Here is a 19,318-nt window from a genome sequence, read left to right as displayed (position 1 = left end):
GGAGGCACCATACCCGCCCGCTAAGCCCTCCGCCACGTTCTCGAGGACGTTCTCGAGCGCGTCGTATTTCGGTCATTTTGCACGGCCCCCCGCCAACTGCAGGAGCTTCAACAATGCCCTTCGCTGCTACGCCGCCTGATGGTCTGGTCACGCTGTCCGCGAATGCCCGGACGGTGCTCGACAAGCGCTACTTGGTCAAGGACAAGTCCGGGGCGTCGGTGGAGCGGCCGGAGGACATGTTCTGGCGAGTGGCCACGGTGGTGGCCGAGGCGGATCGCCGGTACGGCGCCAGCGACGGGGCGGTGCAGGCGGTGGCGGAGGAGTTCTACTTCCTGATGACGCAGCGTCGGTTCGAGCCGAACTCGCCGACGCTCATGAACGCCGGCCGTCCGTTGGGCCAGCTCTCCGCCTGCTTCGTACTGCCGGTGGATGACGCACTCAGCAATGGCCAGAGCGGCATCTACGACACGCTGCGCAGCATGGCGCTGATTCATCAGTCGGGGGGCGGCACCGGCTTCTCCTTCTCGCGCCTGCGGAGCAAGGGCGCGATGGTGCGGAGCACGACCGGCGTGGCGTCGGGGCCGGTGTCGTTCATGGAGCTGTACGACGCGAGCACGGACGCGGTGAAGCAGGGCGGGACCCGTCGTGGCGCGAACATGGGCATCCTGCGCGTCGATCATCCCGACGTGCTCGACTTCATCACGAGCAAGGAAGACCTGACCAAGATCACGAACTTCAACATCTCGGTGGGCATCACCACCAAGTTCATGGACGCGGTGAAGGTCGATGGTAGCTACGACCTGTATGATCCGAGCAACGGGACCGTGGTGGGGCAGGCGCGTGCGCGCGACGTGTGGGACAAGATGATCCTCGGCGCGTGGCGCACCGGCGAGCCGGGGGTGTTCTTCATCGACGAGGCGAACCGCTACAACCCGGTGCCGCATCTCGGCGCGTACGAAGCGACGAACCCGTGTGTCACCGGCGATACGCTGGTTGCGACCAGCAACGGCCTGGTGCCGATCGCGTCGCTGGCCGAACGCGATACGGCGATGCCGGTCACGCTCGATGCGCGCTTCAGCGCCGGCCGTGTAGGCCCTGCGGGCGTGCCGTTTGCCAGCGGCGTGAAGCCGGTGTTCCGCGTGGTCACGCGTGAAGGCTACGAGATTCGCGTAACGGCCGATCATCGGTTCATGACCGCGCGTGGTTGGGTCGAGGCGCAGTCGCTAACGGAAGGCGATGCCCTGCACATTCAGAATGTGAAGGGCGGGTTCGGTACCACGGGCACGTCGGAAGAGGGGCGCGTGCTTGGCTGGCTCATTGCGGATGGCCACGTCACCGGCGATTCCGGGCACGGCGCCGTGTTGGGGTTTTGGGGCGATGATCGTGAGGTCGCCACGTCGTTCTCGAACGATGTGAATGACATGCTGGGCCTGAGCGGACGCGCACCGGTTGGCGTGGTTGACATCCCGTCACGCGAGCTGGCGACCGTGAGCAGCACGCGCCTGCGCGCGCTGGTGGCCGAGCGTTTTGGCGTCACCGCCGAGTCGAAGCTCGATTGCGTGCCGGCAGCGGTGTTGGCGGGTACGGAAACGATGCAGCAGGGGTTTCTGCAGGCCTTGTTCACCGCCGATGGACACGTGAGCGGCACGCCGGAGAAGGGCGTGTCCGTGCGGTTGACGTCGATCTCGATCGCCTTGCTGCAGGATGTACAGCGCATGCTGCTCAACTTCGGCATCGCGTCGCGCATCTATCGCACTCGTCATCCTGCGCGCACGGTCACCATCCAGGGAGCTGAGGTGTCGTGCCAGGCCGACCACGATCTCGTAATTTCGCGCGACAACGTGTTGCGCTTCTCCGAGGAGATCGGCTTCCTGACGCGCACCAAGAACAACGCATTGATCGCGCGCGTATCGAGCTACGGCGCGCGCGGACCGTATCGCGAGTCGTTCACGGCGCGTTTTGAGCGCATCGAACCAGCGGGCGAGGAAATGGTTTACGACCTGACCGAGCCGCTCACCCATTCGTTCATCGGCAACGGTTTCGTGGTACACAACTGTGGCGAGCAGCCGCTGCTGGCGTACGACGTGTGCAACCTGGGCTCGGTGAACGTCGGCTATTACGTGGTGAACGGCCAGGTCGACTGGGAGGCGATGCGTCGCGATATCGCGCTCAGCACGCACTTCCTCGACAACATCATCGACGTCAACAAGTATCCGCTGCCGGAGATCGACGCGCTCTCCAAGCGCATCCGCCGCATCGGGCTGGGCGTGATGGGCTTCGCCGACATGCTGGTGCGCCTGGGCATTCCGTACGACAGTGCGGAAGGCGTGGAGATGGGGCGCCGGGTCATGGAGTTCCTCGACGTGGAAGGGAAGAAGGAGAGCGAGCGGCTGGCCAAGGAGCGCGGTGCCTTCCCCGAGTGGGCACGCTCCATCTGGGGCCCCGACGACACGTGCGCGCGCGACGAGCAGGGCCAGCGGATCCGCCCCATGCAGCTGCTGCGTAACTGCAACGTGACCACGGTGGCGCCCACCGGCACGATCTCCATCATCGCCGGCTGCTCCAGCGGACTCGAGCCGCTGTTCGCCGTGGCGTTCATGCGCAATCAGGCCGGCGTGATGATGCCCGACGTGAACGAAGACTTCGTGGCGATCGCGAAGGCCGAGGGGTGGTACAGCGACGAACTCATGGAGCGCATCGCGAAGACGGGCACCGTGAAGCACGCCGACGTGCCGCTCAAGTGGCAGGCGGTGTTCAACACGGCCAACAACATCGCGCCCGTGTACCACATCAAAATGCAGGCGGCGTTCCAGCAGCATTGCGACTCGGCGATCTCGAAGACCACCAACTTCGGCTACGCCGCCACGCAGGACGACGTGCGCGCGATCTACGAGATGGCGTACGACATGAAGTGCAAGGGCGTCACCGTGTACCGCGACGGTTCGCGTGACAACCAGGTGCTCAGCACCGGTGCCACGCAGGACGCGGCCGCCAAGCGCGACGATGCCAAGGCGGCCGGCACCCCGGAAGCGCCGAAGGCTGACAAGGCCACCACCGACGCCGCGGCGGCGCTCAAGCGCGAACTGGGCGAGCTGCAGGGGACGATGGCCGAGTTGCAGAACGAACTCGAGCGCACCAAGAAGGCGCTGTTCAGCGCGGAAGCCGAGAATGCGAGCCGTCGCGGCAAGCGCTCGCGCCCGGACGTCATGCGCGGCACCACTATCCGCAAGGAAACGCCGCTCGGCGTGATGTTCGTGAACATCACCGAAGACGAGAAGGGCCAGCCGTTCGAAGTGTTCCTCAACCTCGGCAAGGCCGGCGGCTCGGCGATGGCCGACGCCGAAGCGATCGGTCGGTTGGTGTCGCTCGCGTTGCGCAGCGGCATCTCGCTGCAGGAAATCCATCGTCAGCTGCGCGGCATCTCCAGCGACCGCGCGGTGGGCCTCGGGCCGAACAAGGTGCTCTCGCTGCCCGACGCGGTGGGGATCGCGCTGGAACAGTGGTGGCGTGACAAGCAGGGCGTGCAGACGGACCTGTTGGCCGGCGGTGCGCCGGTCAGTGCACCGAGCCCGGTAACCCCGATGGCGCCGCCCATGCTGACGCCGGCCGCTGGGGTGCCGCTCACGCGCCCGCCGATGACGAACGGTGCCGAGCAGATGCAGCCGATCGAGTTCGGATCAGCGCACGGTGAAGTGTTCATGGGTACGTGCCCGGACTGCGGCTCGCAGTTGGAGTTCGCGGAAGGGTGCGTGAAGTGCCACGTGTGCGGGTTCAGCGAGTGCGGGTGAACGCGCGGTGACATGAACAAGAGAGCGGCCGACTCCACGCCATGGAGTCGGCCGCTCTCTTTATCATCTCAATGCGCGCTACCGCGCAAACGGATCCGCGAACTTGGCCGCGGTGAGGAAGGCCGGGTCTGTCAGTGTGCGCGGTCGTGCTCCCCGCAATGCCTCGGCGTCCCGCGCGCCGGCTACTCCGCCGGGGGGCGCTCGTCGGCTGCCGGGGGCTTGGGGGTCTTTCGCGGGTGCGCCGCCGAATGCAGATACAGCGACTCGACCTTGGCCCGCGCCCACGGCGTTTTGCGCAGGAACTTGAGCGACGAGTTCACGCTCGGATCGTGCGTGAAGCAGCGGATCTCGATGCGATCGCCCAGCCCATCCCATCCGTACCGCTCGACGAGGTGCTCGACCATCGCCTTGAGGGTGACGCCGTGCAGGGGATCGACAGGACGCGGCTCGGTCATGGGTGCAGGCGGCGTGTGGAGGTGGACAGTCGCATGACGGGGAATCTAGTGGGGCCGGCTGGTCGCGCACCCGACGCGCGGCGCCCTCGAAACGATCCGTCCCATCACTCCGTACGGTCCCCGTATCCCTGACGGACGCGGCCACCGGCGATAGATTCGCTCGACCGCCGTGCCGCTTGCTGTTCCCTCCCGCTTCCCGCGAGTCCCCATGTCCACTCTTCCCCTGCGCGCCGCGCTGGCCGTGGCCGCCGCGACGGCCTTCGCTGCCTGTGCTCCGCGAAAGCCCGTCACCGCGCCCTCTCCCGCCGGTGACCCCCGCAACAACCTGAAGGCCGGTCTGTTCGACGCGGCCGAGTACGCGTCGAACCTCAAGGTCGTGGCCAAGGCGGTCTCGCCCAAGGGGTTCCTCGGAGAGACCAACTCGGACCTTGCCTTCACCGGCAACTACGTCATTCAGGGCAACTACAACGGCCCGGTGGTGTGGGACATCAGCACTCCGTCGGCGCCAAAGCTGGTGGTGGCCTACGAGTGCCCCGCCTCGCAGAACGACGTGAGCGTGTACAAGAATCTCATGTTCATGTCGGCCGAGGCGATGAACGGCCGCGTGGATTGCAAGCCGGGTGGCGTGAGGGATGTGGTCAGCAAGGATCGCGTGCGTGGCGTGCGCATCTTCGACATCACGAACATCCGTGAGCCGAAGCTGGTGGCCAATGTGCAGACGTGCCGCGGTTCGCACACGCACACGGTGCTGGAAGATCCGAAGGACAAGGAGAACGTGTACATCTACGTGTCGGGTTCGTCGGGCATCCGTCCGGCGGGCGAACTGGCCGAGTGCGTGGGCAATCTCGCGAGCAGCGAGGCCAAGTCGTCGCGCCTGCGCATCGAGATCATCAAGGTGCCGTTGGCCGATCCGAGCAAGGCGGCGATCGTGAACCGGGCCAACATCTTTGCCGGCCTTGCCGCCCCCAAGGCGCACGGCCCGTCGGAAGCGGACAAGAAGGAGGTCGAGGCCGCCAAGGCGCGCGGGGCTTTCATGGTGTTCGTGCCGGCGATCAATCAGGAAATGGAACTGCCCCCGCAGTTCACGCAGCCGGTCATCGAAGGCCTGATGAAGGCGCGCGGCGGCACCACACCGAACGCCGCCGATTCGGCCGCGGCACGACCGGTGGTGGAAGCCCGCGTGAAGGCCATGTTCGAGGCGGAGGGCATGACCGCCAACACCAGCACCGTGATCAGCGAAGGCTCGCAGTGCCACGACATCACCGTGTACCCGGCGCTCGGACTGGCCGGTGGCGCCTGCGAAGGGCATGGCCTGCTGCTCGACATCAGCAACCCGATCGCGCCGGTGCGCCTTGACGCCGTGGCCGACTCGAACTTCGCCTACTGGCATTCGGCCACGTTCAATAACGATGGCACGAAGCTGCTGTTCAGCGATGAATGGGGTGGTGGTGGTTCGCCCAAGTGCCGCCCACTCGACAAGCCGGAGTGGGGTGCCAATGCCATCTTCGAGATCGTGAACAAGAAGCTGGTCTTCAAGAGCTACTACAAGATCCCCACGTACCAGACGGCGAACGAGAACTGCGTGGCCCACAACGGCTCGCTGATTCCGATTCCGGGGCGTGACGTGATGGTGCAGGCGTGGTATCAGGGCGGCATCTCGGTGTTCGACTGGACGGATGCGGCCAACCCCAAGGAGATCGCCAGCTTCGACCGCGGCCCGGTGGACGGCACGCGCATGGAGATGGGCGGCTCGTGGTCGGTGTACTGGTACAACGGCAACATCGTGAGCTCGGAGATTGCGCGCGGCATGGACGTGGCGCAGTTGGTGCCGAGCCAGTACATCTCGCAGAACGAGATCGATGCGGCCAACACCGTGAAGTGGGACTACCTGAACGCCCAGGGGCAGCCGAAGATTTCGTGGCCGCCCAGCTTCGCGCTGGCCAAGGCGTTCACGGATCAGCTGGAGCGGAAGGGGTGCGTGGCGCCGGCCAAGATCGGCGACATCCGCGCGCAGATCGCGACCGCGGAGAAGGCGAATGGCGCGGCGCGGAACGCCGCGTTGAGCAAGCTGGTCGCGGACGTCGAGGGCAGCCGCAGCTGCGATCCGGCCAAGGTCGACTTGCTGAAGAAGGCGCTGCAGGATCTGCAGGCGCTGGCGATGTAACGCGCCCGTTATCGGGCGCGCTCCTTCGCGAACACCGTGGCCGTCACCTGCTCGACAAGTGACGGCCACGGTCGCATGATTGGGCCATGCATTCACTCCCACTCGCTCCACGTCTCATGGCCGCCGTTGCGATCGCGGCGATGGGTATTGCGGCGGCCTGCTCCCCGAAGGCTGATGCCGCGTCTGACACACTCCTGACGGCCGCCGCCGACACCTTCCCGTCGCAGGAGGGGATGATCGACGTGCCCGGGGGCAAGGTGTGGTATCGGAAGATCGGCAACGGGCCGGGAGTGCCGTTGCTGGCGATGCACGGTGGCCCAGGGGGCACGTCGTGTCGCTTCGAGGTGCTGGCGCCACTCGCCAACGAACGGCCCGTGATCTTCTACGATCAGCTGGGGTCGGGACGTTCCGAGCACCCCACCGATACCGCGCTGTGGAATTTCCCGCGCTTCGTGCAGGAAGTGGACGCGGTGCGACGTGCGCTCAAGCTCGACACGGTGCACCTGCTGGGTCACTCGTGGGGCGGGGCGCTGGCGGCGGAGTACATGATCGCCACCAAGCCCACAGGTGTGAAGTCGGTGATCTTCAGCAGCCCGCTCATCTCCACGCCGCGGTGGATTGCAGATGCCGACAGTTTGCGCGAGCAGTTGCCGGCGTCAATTCAGCAGGTGCTCGACGACAATGAGAAGGCTGGTACGATCGATTCGCCCGCCTACAAGGCGGCCACTGATTCGTTCTACGCGCGTCACGTGCGGCGCCTTCCCACGCCCCCGATCGCGCGCTGCGACGGGGTGGCGTCGAACGATACGATTTATCGGCAGATGTGGGGCCCCACGGAGTTTCTGTCCACGGGCTCGCTGAAAGCGTGGTCGCGTGCGGCGGAGATGCGCGAGATCACTGCGCCGTCGCTGTTCATCGCCGGCGAATTCGACGAAGCGCGTCCGACCACGCTGGAGGAGTTCCGCGCCACGATGCGCGATGCGCGCTTGGTGGTGATCCCCGGCGGTGCGCACGCGGCGATGCGCGAGAAGCCGGCGGAGTATATCGCGGCCGTGCGCGCGTTCCTGATCGACGTCGATCGGCGGCGGCCCTGAGATGATCGCGCGAGGGGTGGGAGTCGCGTGCGCATGACGCATGAGCCGGCGCTGCTGCTGCAGGAGATTCTGCGAGGCTACGCGTTGCCATGGGACGGCCATCATGGCGTCGTGCATTGGGCCCGTGTGTTGGAGAACGGATTGCAGGTGGCCGCGCGACATGGCGGTGACACCGAGGTGGTGATGTTGTTCGCCCTGTTCCACGACGCGTGCCGGGTGAACGAGCACATTGATGCGGGGCACGGCACGCGCGGTGGCGAGCTGGCGCGATCGCTGCGCGGGACCCTCGTGCATCTCGACGACGCCCGCTTCGACCTGCTGTACGCCGCGTGCGCGCTGCACACCGATGGACACACCACCGGCGATCCGACGATGCTGGCGTGCTGGGACGCCGACCGCCTCGACCTCGGTCGTGTCGGGATCCAGCCGAAGCCGGAATTGCTGTGCACGGACACGGCGCGCGAACTGCTGCCGTGGGCGCATGAGCGGGCGACGTCCGATCATGTGCCAACGGATGTGCTGGCGTCGTGGGGGATGACGCGGGGGCTGCTGCCGCGTTGGTGAAGCGCGGGTACCGCGCGGGGAACGCACGCGTGTCAGGGTTTTGCTCTGGCGACGTCCGCCCTGCGGTGACACCGTGCTCGCACGCCCGCGCCGTACGGTCGTCCGCCCGGTTCGCCGTTCCGTCCTCCGTCCCGTCGGTGTCCATGACGCTCTACTTCGTGAATGTCATGTGGGCGATCGTCCTGTTCGGGATTCTGCTCTGGACGACCGCCTGCGTGGCGCTCAATGCGGCGCTGCGCGGTGGGATGCGCCTGCTGGGGATGGTGCTCAGTTATGGCGTGCTGTTGTGGATGATCGTGGCCCTGCCGTGGCGCGAGGCGGCGGCCACGTGGGGGCTGTTCGCCGCGGCCGGCGGTGCGCTGAGCGTCGTGTACGAATTGTGGGCCCGCGGTCGGTACGCGGGCGCGGGACGGCGCCCGCGCCGGCTCGTTCGCCTGGAGGGGGTGGTGATGTGGCCGGCGATGATTCCTGACGCCGTGGGATTGATGGTGAACGACGCGGGCATTCTGCCGGCCGACGCGCGCCGCGAGCAGCATGAGGACGACCGCGCGGGGGCGAGTTGATCAGCTGACCGAGCGGGCCTCGCCAGCACCTCGCACGGGCCATCCTGTTACTCGCTGAATGCCGCACCGTCTTTTATATTGTCGGTGTCACGTTCGTAACTCACGATTGCCCGTTCCCCAATGACCGACCACACCCTGCAGAGTCGGCGACAGTGGCTGCGCGGCAGCGCCACGGCGATCGGCGCGGCCGCTCTGGCGCCCACCGCACTGGTCTCGGACGCCGGCGCCCAACCGCCCAACCGGAAGGCCCTCATCGGAGGGCTGATCAATCAGCTGGGGCAACAGGCCACCTGGCGATCGTCCGAGCTGCGTCTCGCACGGCGTATCACCCTGGGGCTGAACGAGGTCGAGGTGGCCCGCGTGCAGGCCCTCGGCTACGACGCCTACCTCGAGGAGCAGCTCAATCCCTCGCGGATCGACGACAGCGCGATGGACGCGCGGGTGCAGGCCGTCTACGGCCGCCTGCTCGGCTTCACTCCTCGCCAGTTGCTCGACTTCGACGAACTCGGCACGCACTACTTCGACGCGCAGCTGCCCATGCGCATGTTGGTGTCGGAGCGTGCCCTGTACTCGCGGCGTCAGCTGCAGGAACGGCTCTTCGAGTTCTGGTCCGACCACGTGCACGTGCCGATCTGGAATTTCCGCGGACTGACGCCCATTCACCTGGAACAGCACGTCCGCCCGCACGTGCTGTCCACCGTGGGCGCGCTGATTCGGGCCAGCATGCGCAGCACCTCCATGCTGCTCTATCTCGACCAGGTGTGGAGCACACGCTTCGGCCTCAACGAGAACTACGCCCGTGAGCTGATGGAGCTGCACACCGTCGGGTGGGACGGCGGCTACACGCAGGCCGACGTGGTCGGGCTGGCCCGTGTGCTGACCGGCTGGAGCATGGATGTGAACGGCAACTTCGAGTACAAGGCCGGCAATCACGACTTCGGGGCCAAGGAGACGTTCGGCATGTCGTTCCCGGCGCGCCCTCAGGCGTTCACCGGCACCAGCGGCATGGAGGAGGGGATCGCCTTTTGCGAGATGCTCATCTCGCACCCGCAGACCAAGCGGTTCATCGCGACCAAGCTGCTGCGCTGGTTCGTGACCCCCACGCCTTCCCCGGCGCAGATCCAGGCGGTCATCAACGCGTACGGCACGGACGGTGACATCAAGGCCATGCTGCGCGTGGTGCTGTCGCGCGCGAACCTGGCCAAGGCGCCGGCCAAACTCAAGCGCCCATTTCACTACGGCATTTCGGCGCTGCGCGCGACGGGCGCGACGGTCAACCCGGTGACTGACGTGCGGCGCGATTACATCTCGCTCGTGTACCCCATCAACGACATGGGGCACGCCTTCGGCAACTGGCCGACGCCGGATGCGTACCCGGACCGGGCCGAGTTCTGGGCGGGGCTGATCGTGGACCGTTGGAATGCGGTCAACAATCACCTCGTGCAAGTCGACAACACGAGGCCCGGGCGCGCGGTGCTCAATCTCGCCACGTTCGCCGCCGACGGCACGAGTGATGGCGTGATCGCCGTGATCAATCGCCGCCTCTTCGGAGGTGAGATGAGCCCCGAACTTGCCGCCGAGCTGCGCTATGCGTTGCGCAGCGGCGTCACGAATGCTCGGGTCCTCACCGCCGTGCGTCTGGCGGTGTGCGCGCCCGAATTCCAGTTTTATTGAGCCGCCATCATGCATCATCCCCATCATCATCACGAGGCGGGCGGCTGCGACGAGTACCGCACGCTCGACCGGCGTCGCTTTCTCGAAGCTGGTTCCCTGAGTGCGATGGCGGCCGCGTTGCCGTCATGGCTCCCCGAGGTGCAGCTGGCACCATCGCAGAACTCGACCCGCGATATCGTGGTGTCGGTGTTCCTGCGCGGGGGCGCCGACGGACTCACGCTGGTGGCGCCCTTCGCCGATCCGTTCTACTACAGCGGGCGGCCGACCATCGCCGTGCCGCGTCCCGATGCGACCTCGCCCAATCGCGGCACGGCGCTCGACAACTTTTTCATGCTGCCGCCCGGCATGTCGGCGCTCTTGCCGGCGTATCTCGCGGGGCACCTGCTCCCGATTCACGCGGCCGGCCAGCGATACACCAACTCGCGTTCGCACTTCGAGGCCGAGCGGTACCTCGAGCAAGGCAAGCCCGATGATTATTCGCTGGAAAGCGGGTGGCTGGCGCGGCACCTCGCAACCTCGGAGCCGATGGATCCTTCGGCGCCGCTGCGTGGCGTCTCGGTCACCTCTGGCATGCCCCGCACGCTGCAGGGCGCGCCCAAGTCGCTGCCCATTCCAGGGCCGCCGGGGTACAGCCTCAATACCCCGAATGAGCTCGCGCTGCAGCGCCTGTATGGGGGCGCTTGGGCCCCCATGCGCGACGCGGCGCTCGACGGACTCGGCACGGTCAACATTCTCCGCGCCCTGGACTTCACCAACTATCGCCCGGCCAACGGTGCGACGTACGACAGCAACAACTTCGGCAACGCCTTGCGCGCGATCGCCGTGATGATCCGCGGTGAGATCGGCCTCGAAGCGGCGCACGTCGATTACGGCGGGTGGGACACGCATGCGAATCAGGGGAGCGTCGGAGCGAACGGCGTCATGGCCACGCTGATGACCGAATTCTCGCGCGGCCTGGCCGCCTTCTGGCAGGACATCATGCAGGGACCGCAGTCGCTGCGCGTGACCCTGCTGGTGGCCACCGAGTTCGGACGCAATGTGCGTGAGAATGGCAGCCAGGGCACCGACCATGGCCGCGCCGGCGTGATGTTCGTGATGGGCCCCGCCGTGGCTGGCGGCCGGGTGATCGCCGAGTGGCCGGGGCTGGCGCGCGAGGTGCTCGAGGATGGGCAGGACCTCCGTGTCACCACCGACACTCGCGACGTGCTCGCTGAGCTCGTGCAGAAGCGACTCGGGAATCCCAATCAGTCGGTCATCTTCCCCAACTACGTTCCCCGTTTCCGCGGAGTCTTCCGGTGATCGCTGCGCGTCTCGTCGTTGTCCCGGTCGCTCGGCGCCTCGCCGCGGGAAGCTCGCTCCTGATGCTGGCGTTGCTCGCGGCGTGCGCGGGGGCCGAGGGTCCCGCTGGTCCGCAGGGGCCCGCTGGTCCGCAGGGTCCCACCGGCCCCGCCGGGCCAACCGGACCTGCCGGCACCCCGGGCGCGACTGGTGCACAGGGCCCGGCCGGTCCCGCCGGTCCGCAGGGGCCGCCGGGTGTGGTGAATCGGGTGGAGGCCACCGGTGTCTTCGGTGCCGCGGGCACATTCTCGCTGCCCCTGCCGGCGACGGCCGTGGCGAACAACAGGCTGCCGTTCGTGGCCTGCTGGGTCTCCACCGACGGACGTACGTGGCTGTCGGTGAGCCAGGTGCCCGCCACCAACGACGACATCTACTGCGGCGTGTCGGGCGTGGGCACGACGCCCACGATCACCATCGTGAACGGTGTGAGCGGCTGGCGGTACTACCTGCTGGCGATGTGGTAATGCCGCATCCGCGCACGCCCGGACCGTCGGTGAGGCCAAGCGGGCCTCGTGTGGGACGTCTGCTTCAGCAGGCCGTGGCGCTGGGGGCCTGTGGGGTACTGGCCGCCTGCCAGGAAACGGCCGCACCGACTCGCTCCAACGACCTCACCGTCAACGTGACCGTCCCGACGCTGTCGACCACAGGGGCCGACGGTATCGCGGCCACGAGCGGCGAAGTGGTTGTGGGACAGACGCGGAGCGGCGGCAGCTGGGTGTCGTTCGGCCGGGCCACGGTGCCAGCGAGCGGCTTCGGCCAGAAGGTCCCCGTGGCGACGACACTCGCGTGCGGCAGTCCGATCTCCTGCACGGTGTCGGTACGTCTGCGCCTCATCAACACGGGCGGCGCCGCCTTCGACTCGTCGGAAGTGGGGCCGTATACCATGGCCGGGGGACAGACGTCCGAGGTGTCGGGGTTCGCGTTCCGACGCGCGGCGCGCCTGCGGGTGCTCGATTCCGTGCTCACGCCCGCCGTGGGTGAAATCCAGACGATGCGCGTGCAGCTGCTCGACCCGGCCGGCAGTATACTGGCGGGCCGCGCCGTGGCCTTTGCGTCCAGCGATGCCAGTGTGGCCGTCGTGGATACGGGCGGGCGGGTGACCGGGGTGCGCCCCGGACGGGCGGTGGTCACCGCGTCGCGCGACGGGCAGACCGGGACCGCCGTCGTGTCGGTGAACGCCGTGGCGTCGTTCACGCTCACGGCGAGTGCCACGCGCGTGATCGCCACGGTACCGGTGCGGCTCACGGCCACGCTGGGCGTGCCTCCGGGCACCAATCGCCGCGTGCTGTACCGCAGCAGCGATACTGCCGTGGCCACGGTCGACACCGCCGGTGTGGTCAGCACGCGCCGCGAGGGACTCGTGGTTGTGACGGCCATGGCGGATGTGGACACCACGCAGCGTCGCACTGTGAGCATCACGGTGGACCCGTATCGCGCGGCCACGGCATGGCGTTATCAGGTTGCGGCCGACCGGGGGACGTTCAGCGACCATATCCGCGGCGTGTGGGGGCAGCGCTCCGATTCCGTCTTTGCGGTGACCTGTTCGGGGCTGGTGATGCGATGGGATGGGGCGGCCTGGCGCACGGTGACCGCGGTGCCGTTCTGCGCGCAGCACATTGCCGGCACGTCGTCCCGCAACATCGTCGTGGTCGGCAGCGGGCAGATCTGGCGCTTTGACGGCACCGCGTGGGCCCGCGAGGCCGTGACCGTGCCCGCTGATCTGCAGTGGGCGGCCGCCGCCGAACAGACGATCTATGCGGTGGGTGTCGGCGGGCTCATCATGCGACGCGATGCGACGGGGTGGACCACCATGCCGTCGGGGACGACCAGCAGTATTCGCACGGTGTCGGCGTGGAGCGCGTCCGACGTGTGGGCCGCCGGCGATGGCCGAACGGTGCTGCGCTTGGTGAACGGCGCGTGGCAGCGGGCGCCCGAGCTGCCGGGGGCAGCGACGGATTGTGCCGGCATCTTCCTGCGCGGCCCGCGCGATGTGCTCGTGAGCTGTTTCGAGGGCGGCTACGGCTGGGCCATCTATCGCGGGGATGGCACGAGCTGGACACGCATGGACACCGAGTATCGGCAGCGGCAGTGGTCGTTCTTCCTCGTCGAGAACACGCAGTTCGCGGTGGGTGAGGAGGGCATGGTCATGCGGCTTGACGGGGCGACCTGGCGAATCGATTCGCCGTCGGTGGGCGAAAGCCGCATGACCGGAGGCTTTGGTGATCGCAACGGGGCCGTCGTGGTTGGCTGGCACGGCGTGTCCTATGCCCGGCGCAACGGACGCTGGGAGTTGGTGTCGAGCACGCCGTCGTATCGCGGCCTCTGGGGCGATGCCTCGGGGCTGCTGGTGGGTGTCGGCATTCAGGGGGCGATCGACCGGTTCGATGGCACGCGCTGGAGCACGATGCGACCCGCCGGTGGACAGGGGTTGCTGTCGGTGTGGGGCGCATCGCGTGACGCGATCTTCGCCTCCGGGTACGGGGGGACGCTGCTGCGTTCCAACGGCGTGTCCTGGCAGACGCTCCCTTCGCCGACCACGTCGGGAATTCCCAGCGTGTGGGGTGTGCGAGCGGACTCGGTGTGGGCGGTCACCTACAACGGCGAAATCCTGTTCTACAACGGGACGACGTGGCAACTGCAGTTTCGCACGGCGCGCGCCCTACAGGCCATTCACGGCCTGAATTCGCGGAACGTGTGGGCCGTGGGCGACGAGGGGCGCATCTGGAAGTTCGATGGGCGCCTCTGGTCACGAGAGGAAAGCTCGAGCGAGGCGCCGTTGCGGGCGGTGCTGGCGGTCGGTGACCGGGTCTTCGCGGCAGGCGGCACGGAACTGCTGGAGCGGCGCGATGGCGAATGGCGGAGCTCGGCGTCGTTTGCGGGACAGAACTTCTCGGGGCTCGCCGGGACCAATCCGCGTGATGTGTACGTGTCGGGCTGTGGAGCAACCGTTCGCCGCTTCGACGGCACCACGTGGAATGCCGAAGTGCCGACCAATATCTCCACCTGCGTCGCCACGGCGTTCGCGCCCCCGGGCGGTGGCGTGGTCCTGGGTGGATTCTTTCGAGACCTCGTCATTGGAACCGGCCCGGCCGGTACGACACCGGGATTGCCACGGTAGGCTGATTCGCGAGGGCGGCGGCGGCGGTAGCTTCCCTGCATCCATGGTTTCTCGCTGACCTTCCGGGTATCCCCGTGATCCGACTACCACGACTCGTTCTTCCCGCCTTCGCGGCGTTCGCTGCGCTCTCCCTCCTCGTGGGGCCAGCCGGCGTCGCCGCCCAGGCCACCTTTCCCAGCGGGGCGATCCAGGGTCCACGCTGGCGGCACATCGGGCCGTTCCGCGCCGGCCGCACCAAGAGCGCGGTGGGCGTGCCCTCGCAGCCGAACGTGTTCTACATCGGTGCCACCAACGGCGGTGTCTGGAAAACGAACGACGCCGGCCGCACGTGGAATCCCATCTTCGATGCCCAGAACACCGGTTCGGTTGGTGCGGTGGAAGTGGCGCCGTCGAATCCCAACATCCTGTACGTGGGCAGCGGCGAAGGACTCCAGCGCCCCGATCTGAGCACCGGCAATGGCATGTATCGCTCGAACGACGCCGGTCGCTCCTGGACGCATCTGGGGCTCCGTGACGGGCAGCAGATTCCGCGCATCGCGATCGATCCCACGAACCCCGAGCGGTTGTTCGTGGCGGTGCTGGGGCATCCGTACGGACCGAACGCCGAGCGCGGCATCTATCGTTCGGTGAACGGCGGGCAGTCGTTCGAGCGCGTGCTGTTCAAGGACGACAACACCGGTGGCGCGGATGTGGTGCTGTCCCCCAACGATCCGAACACGGTGTATGCGGTGCTCTGGGAGGCGCGGCAGGGGCCGTGGGAGAACGCGGCGTGGAGCGGGCCAAACTCGGGGCTGTTCAAGAGCACCGACGGTGGCGCCACGTGGAGCCAGCTCGCCGGTGGACTCCCCACCACAGCCGATGGACTCGGTCGCCTCGGCATCGGCATCAGCCCCAGCAACCCGCGGCGCATATACGTCACCGCCACCGCCGGCGCCAAGAGCGGCCTCTATCGCAGCGACGACGCCGGCGCGACGTGGACGCGCACCACAGCCGACAACCGCATCTTCGGACGCGGCGACGACTTTGCCGCGGTCACGGTGGATCCGCGCGAACCGAACACGGTGTACTCGATGAACGTGGTGGCATGGAAGAGCACCGACGCCGGGGTGACCTGGACGGCGTTCCGCGGCGCGCCTGGGGGCGACGACTATCAGCGCCTGTGGATCAATCCGCTGCTGCCGTCCACCATGCTGCTGGTGTCGGATCAGGGGGCCGTCGTCACGGTGAACGACGGCGAGACGTGGAGCTCGTGGTACAATCAGGGGACTGCGCAGTTCTACCATGTGACCACCGACAACGCGTGGCCGTACCGTGTGTGCGGTGGACAGCAGGAATCCGGCTCGGCCTGTGTGAGCAGTCGTGGTAACGACGGCAGCATCACCTATCGCGATTGGCGTCCGGTGGGGGCGAGCGAATACAGCTACGTGGCGCCAGATCCGCTGAATCCGGATATCGTGTACGGTGGTACCGTGTCCCGCTTCGATCGCCGCACGGGGCAGACGCAGAACGTGAGTCCGACCCTCGGGCGCACGCGCGGCGCGGCGCGCAGCGGCCCGGATTACTTCCGCGGCATTCGCACCATGCCCATTCTTTTTTCGCCGATCAACCCGCGCAAGCTGTACTACGGCACGAACGTGGTGTGGAGCACGGTGAACGGCGGCACCACGTGGAAGCGGCTCAGCGACGATCTATCGCGCGAAACCTGGGACGTCCCGACCAGCGTGGGCACGTACGCCAGCACGCCGGGCGCCAAGCCCACGCGACGTGGCGTGGTCTACACGATTGCGCCGAGCTACGTGGATTCGAACACGGTATGGGCGGGTACCGACGACGGGCTCATTCACATTACACGCAACGGTGGCACGACGTGGCGCAATGTGACGCCGCCGCAGATCGGGGCGTGGTGGAAGGTGTCGCTCATGGATGCGTCGCACTTCAGTGCGACGACGGCGTATGCGGCCGTGAACACGCTGCGTCTCGACGACCTGCGGCCGCACATCTATCGCACGCGCGATGGTGGCGCCACGTGGACGGAGATCGTGAGCGGCATTGCGACCGACGCGCCGATCAACGTGGTGCGCGAGGATCCGAAGCGGCGCGGGCTGCTGTATGCGGGGAGCGAGACGCAGGTGTGGTTCTCGCTCGATGATGGCGATCACTGGCATTCGCTGCGCGGCAACATGCCGGCGATTTCCATTCGCGATCTGGTCATCAAGGACGATGACATCGCCGTGGCCACGCACGGGCGTGGCTTCTGGATTCTGGACAACACCACGGCGCTGCGGCAGTGGAGCGAGGCGAGCGCCTCGGCCCCGGCCACGTTGTTCAAGCCGGCGGTCGCCACGCGTGTGCGCTACTCGATGTATACCGACACGCCGGTGCCACCCGATGAGCCGCGGGCGGAGAATCCGCCTGATGGGGCGATGATCGACTACTACCTGTCGCGTGATGCGCGGTCGGTGACGCTCGAGATCGTGAACGCCGCCGGTCGCGTGGTGCGCACCTTTGCGAGCACCGATCCCACACCGGCGCCGGCGGACGCGGGTAACTGGCCGCGCTACTGGTTCCGTCCGGCTGCGGCGCCGAGCACGAAGGCCGGGCTGCAGCGCTTCACGTGGGACTTGCACTACGCGCGGCCGAGTGCCGAGTGCACCCTGCCGATCTCGGCGACGCCGTTCAACACCAAGTGCGAGCCCGAAGGGCCGTGGGTGATGCCCGGTGTATACACGGCGCGGCTCACCGTGGATGGTGCCGTACAGTCGCAGACGTTCACCGTGCGCATGGATCCTCGGGTGAAGACCCCGGCGACCGCGCTGACGCAGCAGCACGATCTGTCGGTGGCGTTGTACGACGCGATGCTGGAGGCCCAGCGGCTGGCCGTCGATGCCCGCTCGGGCGGGCGCACGGCGTTTGCCGGACAGGACGCGTTCGGCGGCGTGGCCGCGTCGCATCAGGCCGTGATCGATGCGCTGCAGGACAGCGATGCGCCGGCTACCGATGTGATGGTGCAGACGGCACGTGCGCGCCTGGCGGCTTATGCGGCGCTCAAGGCGCGCTGGATGGCGAAGTAGGCGGGACGTTTCAGCCACCGCCCCGTGATCAACGACGAGGCGGTGGCGCGACGAACCGACGGGATCGCTGCTCGTAGGCGTGTGCCATTGCCAGCAGCTTCGCATCGCTGCCGGGAAGTCCCACGAACGAGAGGTTGCCGGCGGGCATGCCGTTCGCGTCGTACCCGGCCGGCACGGAGACCTCGGGGAGTCCGAGCCAATTTCCATAGCCGAGGGTGGTGCGCACATCCGGCCACGGATCGGTGGCGTCGGGCGCCCCGAAGGGCATCGTGGGATAGACCATGGCATCGATCCCTTTCGCGCGGAACGACGCGGCCAGCTCGACCACGATCGTTTCGCGCGAACGAGCGAACGACTGACTGGCGGCGTCTGTCTCGTACGGCTGAGTGATCAGCGCGTTCATGGCGTCCCACTCGGCGGGAAGCACATCGTAGAAGGCGCGAAAGGCGGCCAAGCCACGCTGCACGTTTGCCGCGGGATTCTCGCGGTCTTGCCCGGTGAAGTAGCGCAGCAGCGCGTTGGCCGTTGGCGCCGGTGCATTGTGGTTTGGCGCCACGTCACCGCGTGCCTTGGCGGCGGCGGCGAACTGTTCGCGCACGTCCGCGCGGTTCACCGACGGGACGAACGATTCGATGATCGCCCCGGCGCTCGCGCAGTCGGCCAGGGCGCGGTCGAAGACGGCGAGCGCGTCGGCGGTCATCTGCGCGCGTGGCACGTGAAACTCCACGAGTCCGAGCCGCGCGCCCACCAGTGCGTCGTCGCGCAGCGCACCGAGCCGCCCGCGCGCATAAGGCGCGCGATCAGCGAGGCCGTCGGACGCATCGGGGCCGGCGATGGCATCGAGCATGAGTGCGGCGTCCTGCACCGATCGCGCCAGCGGGCCGTGCGTGTCGAGATACGGCCAGGTGGGAATGACGCCCGTGCGCGGCACCAGCCCGAACGAGGGCTTCATGCCGACGACGCCGGTGAACTGCGCCGGTATGCGATTGGAGCCACCGTCATCGGTGCCGAGGGCAGCGAACGCCATGCCGCAGGCCACGACGACGGCGGATCCGGCGCTCGAGCCGCCGGGCGTGCGCAGTCCAGCGGGGTCGTGTGGATTGCGCACCTGACCGGTGAGTGAGCTGGTGCCGTTGCCACGATACGCGAAGTCGTCAGCGGCCGTTTTGCCGAGCAGCACGGCACCGGCCGCGCGGAGTCGCTGCACTTCGAGGGCGTCACGCGTGACCGGCATCGGGAAGAGGCGCGCCCACTCGGCGCTCGATGCCGTCGTGGGCAGCCCCTGCATGTCGTAGATCGACTTCGCGAACAGTGGCACCCCGTCGAGTGGCCCGATGAGGGCACCGCGCTTCGCGCGCGCATCGGAGGCCCGGGCTTCCTCGAGGGCGTTGTTGGCGAGTTGATCGATCGCGCGCAGGGCGTCGTTGCTGGCGCGGCAGCGCTTGAGCGCTTCGGTGGTGACCTCGACGGCGGAGAAGTCGCCGCGAAG

12 protein-coding genes are annotated in these 19,318 nt (G+C 67.5%); 10 read left to right on the top strand and 2 right to left on the bottom strand.

Going from position 1 to position 19,318, the window contains the following annotated elements; translation table 11 throughout:
* The first annotated feature begins 113 nt into the window (after positions 1-113).
* Positions 114-3,788 carry an LAGLIDADG family homing endonuclease gene (locus ACIRA7_RS03590; protein WP_396219441.1) on the top strand — a complete coding sequence of 1,225 codons (3,675 nt, stop codon included), beginning with the start codon at positions 114-116 and terminating at the stop codon, positions 3,786-3,788.
* Positions 3,789-3,970: 182 nt separating this feature from the next.
* Here the strand turns inward: ACIRA7_RS03590 and ACIRA7_RS03585 are convergent, their stop codons facing one another.
* Entirely contained in the window at positions 3,971-4,243 is a 273-nt protein-coding gene (locus tag ACIRA7_RS03585) for a VF530 family DNA-binding protein (RefSeq protein WP_396219440.1), read from the bottom strand.
* A 208-nt stretch (positions 4,244-4,451) separates the two neighbouring features.
* Here ACIRA7_RS03585 and ACIRA7_RS03580 point away from each other — a divergent pair, with 208 nt between their 5' ends.
* The 9 genes from ACIRA7_RS03580 to ACIRA7_RS03540 all read left to right on the top strand — a co-directional run bounded on the left by ACIRA7_RS03580 (position 4,452) and on the right by ACIRA7_RS03540 (position 17,829).
* Positions 4,452-6,407 carry an LVIVD repeat-containing protein gene (locus tag ACIRA7_RS03580; RefSeq protein ID WP_396219439.1) on the top strand — a complete coding sequence of 652 codons (1,956 nt, stop codon included), beginning with the start codon at positions 4,452-4,454 and terminating at the stop codon, positions 6,405-6,407.
* 86 nt (positions 6,408-6,493) lie between these two features.
* Complete coding sequence (locus ACIRA7_RS03575; RefSeq protein WP_396219438.1) at positions 6,494-7,501, top strand: proline iminopeptidase-family hydrolase; 1,008 nt, start codon at positions 6,494-6,496, stop codon at positions 7,499-7,501.
* Between the two features lie 33 nt (positions 7,502-7,534).
* Positions 7,535-8,065, top strand: a complete 531-nt coding sequence (locus tag ACIRA7_RS03570; protein ID WP_396219437.1) for a hypothetical protein — start codon at positions 7,535-7,537, stop codon at positions 8,063-8,065.
* 137 nt (positions 8,066-8,202) lie between these two features.
* Positions 8,203-8,628 (top strand): hypothetical protein, encoded by a 426-nt coding sequence (locus ACIRA7_RS03565; protein ID WP_396219436.1) that lies wholly within the window; start codon positions 8,203-8,205, stop codon positions 8,626-8,628.
* A 120-nt stretch (positions 8,629-8,748) separates the two neighbouring features.
* On the top strand, positions 8,749-10,302 hold the full coding sequence (locus ACIRA7_RS03560; protein ID WP_396219435.1) for a DUF1800 domain-containing protein: 1,554 nt from the start codon (positions 8,749-8,751) through the stop codon (positions 10,300-10,302).
* Positions 10,303-10,311: 9 nt separating this feature from the next.
* Positions 10,312-11,601: a DUF1501 domain-containing protein gene (locus tag ACIRA7_RS03555; protein WP_396219434.1), complete on the top strand. Its 1,290-nt coding sequence runs from the start codon at positions 10,312-10,314 to the stop codon at positions 11,599-11,601.
* Positions 11,598-12,104, top strand: a complete 507-nt coding sequence (locus tag ACIRA7_RS03550) for a hypothetical protein (RefSeq protein WP_396219433.1) — start codon at positions 11,598-11,600, stop codon at positions 12,102-12,104. Before ACIRA7_RS03555 ends, ACIRA7_RS03550 begins: the two co-directional genes overlap by 4 nt.
* A gap of 50 nt (positions 12,105-12,154) precedes the next feature.
* Positions 12,155-14,758: an Ig-like domain-containing protein gene (locus ACIRA7_RS03545; protein ID WP_396219432.1), complete on the top strand. Its 2,604-nt coding sequence runs from the start codon at positions 12,155-12,157 to the stop codon at positions 14,756-14,758.
* Between the two features lie 74 nt (positions 14,759-14,832).
* The gene (locus ACIRA7_RS03540) at positions 14,833-17,829 is read left to right on the top strand and encodes a WD40/YVTN/BNR-like repeat-containing protein (protein ID WP_396219431.1); all 2,997 of its coding nucleotides are present in this window, start codon (positions 14,833-14,835) and stop codon (positions 17,827-17,829) included.
* A 28-nt stretch (positions 17,830-17,857) separates the two neighbouring features.
* Here the strand turns inward: ACIRA7_RS03540 and ACIRA7_RS03535 are convergent.
* The coding region (locus ACIRA7_RS03535; RefSeq protein WP_396219430.1) for an amidase at positions 17,858-19,318 on the bottom strand (1,461 nt) is incomplete at its 5' end.

It is taken from the genome of Gemmatimonas sp. (assembly GCF_044376735.1).
Taxonomy (GTDB): Bacteria; Gemmatimonadota; Gemmatimonadetes; order Gemmatimonadales; family Gemmatimonadaceae; genus Gemmatimonas.
Note: the sequence above shows the minus strand (reverse complement) of the source record. Positions and strands in the feature narration are given on the sequence as shown.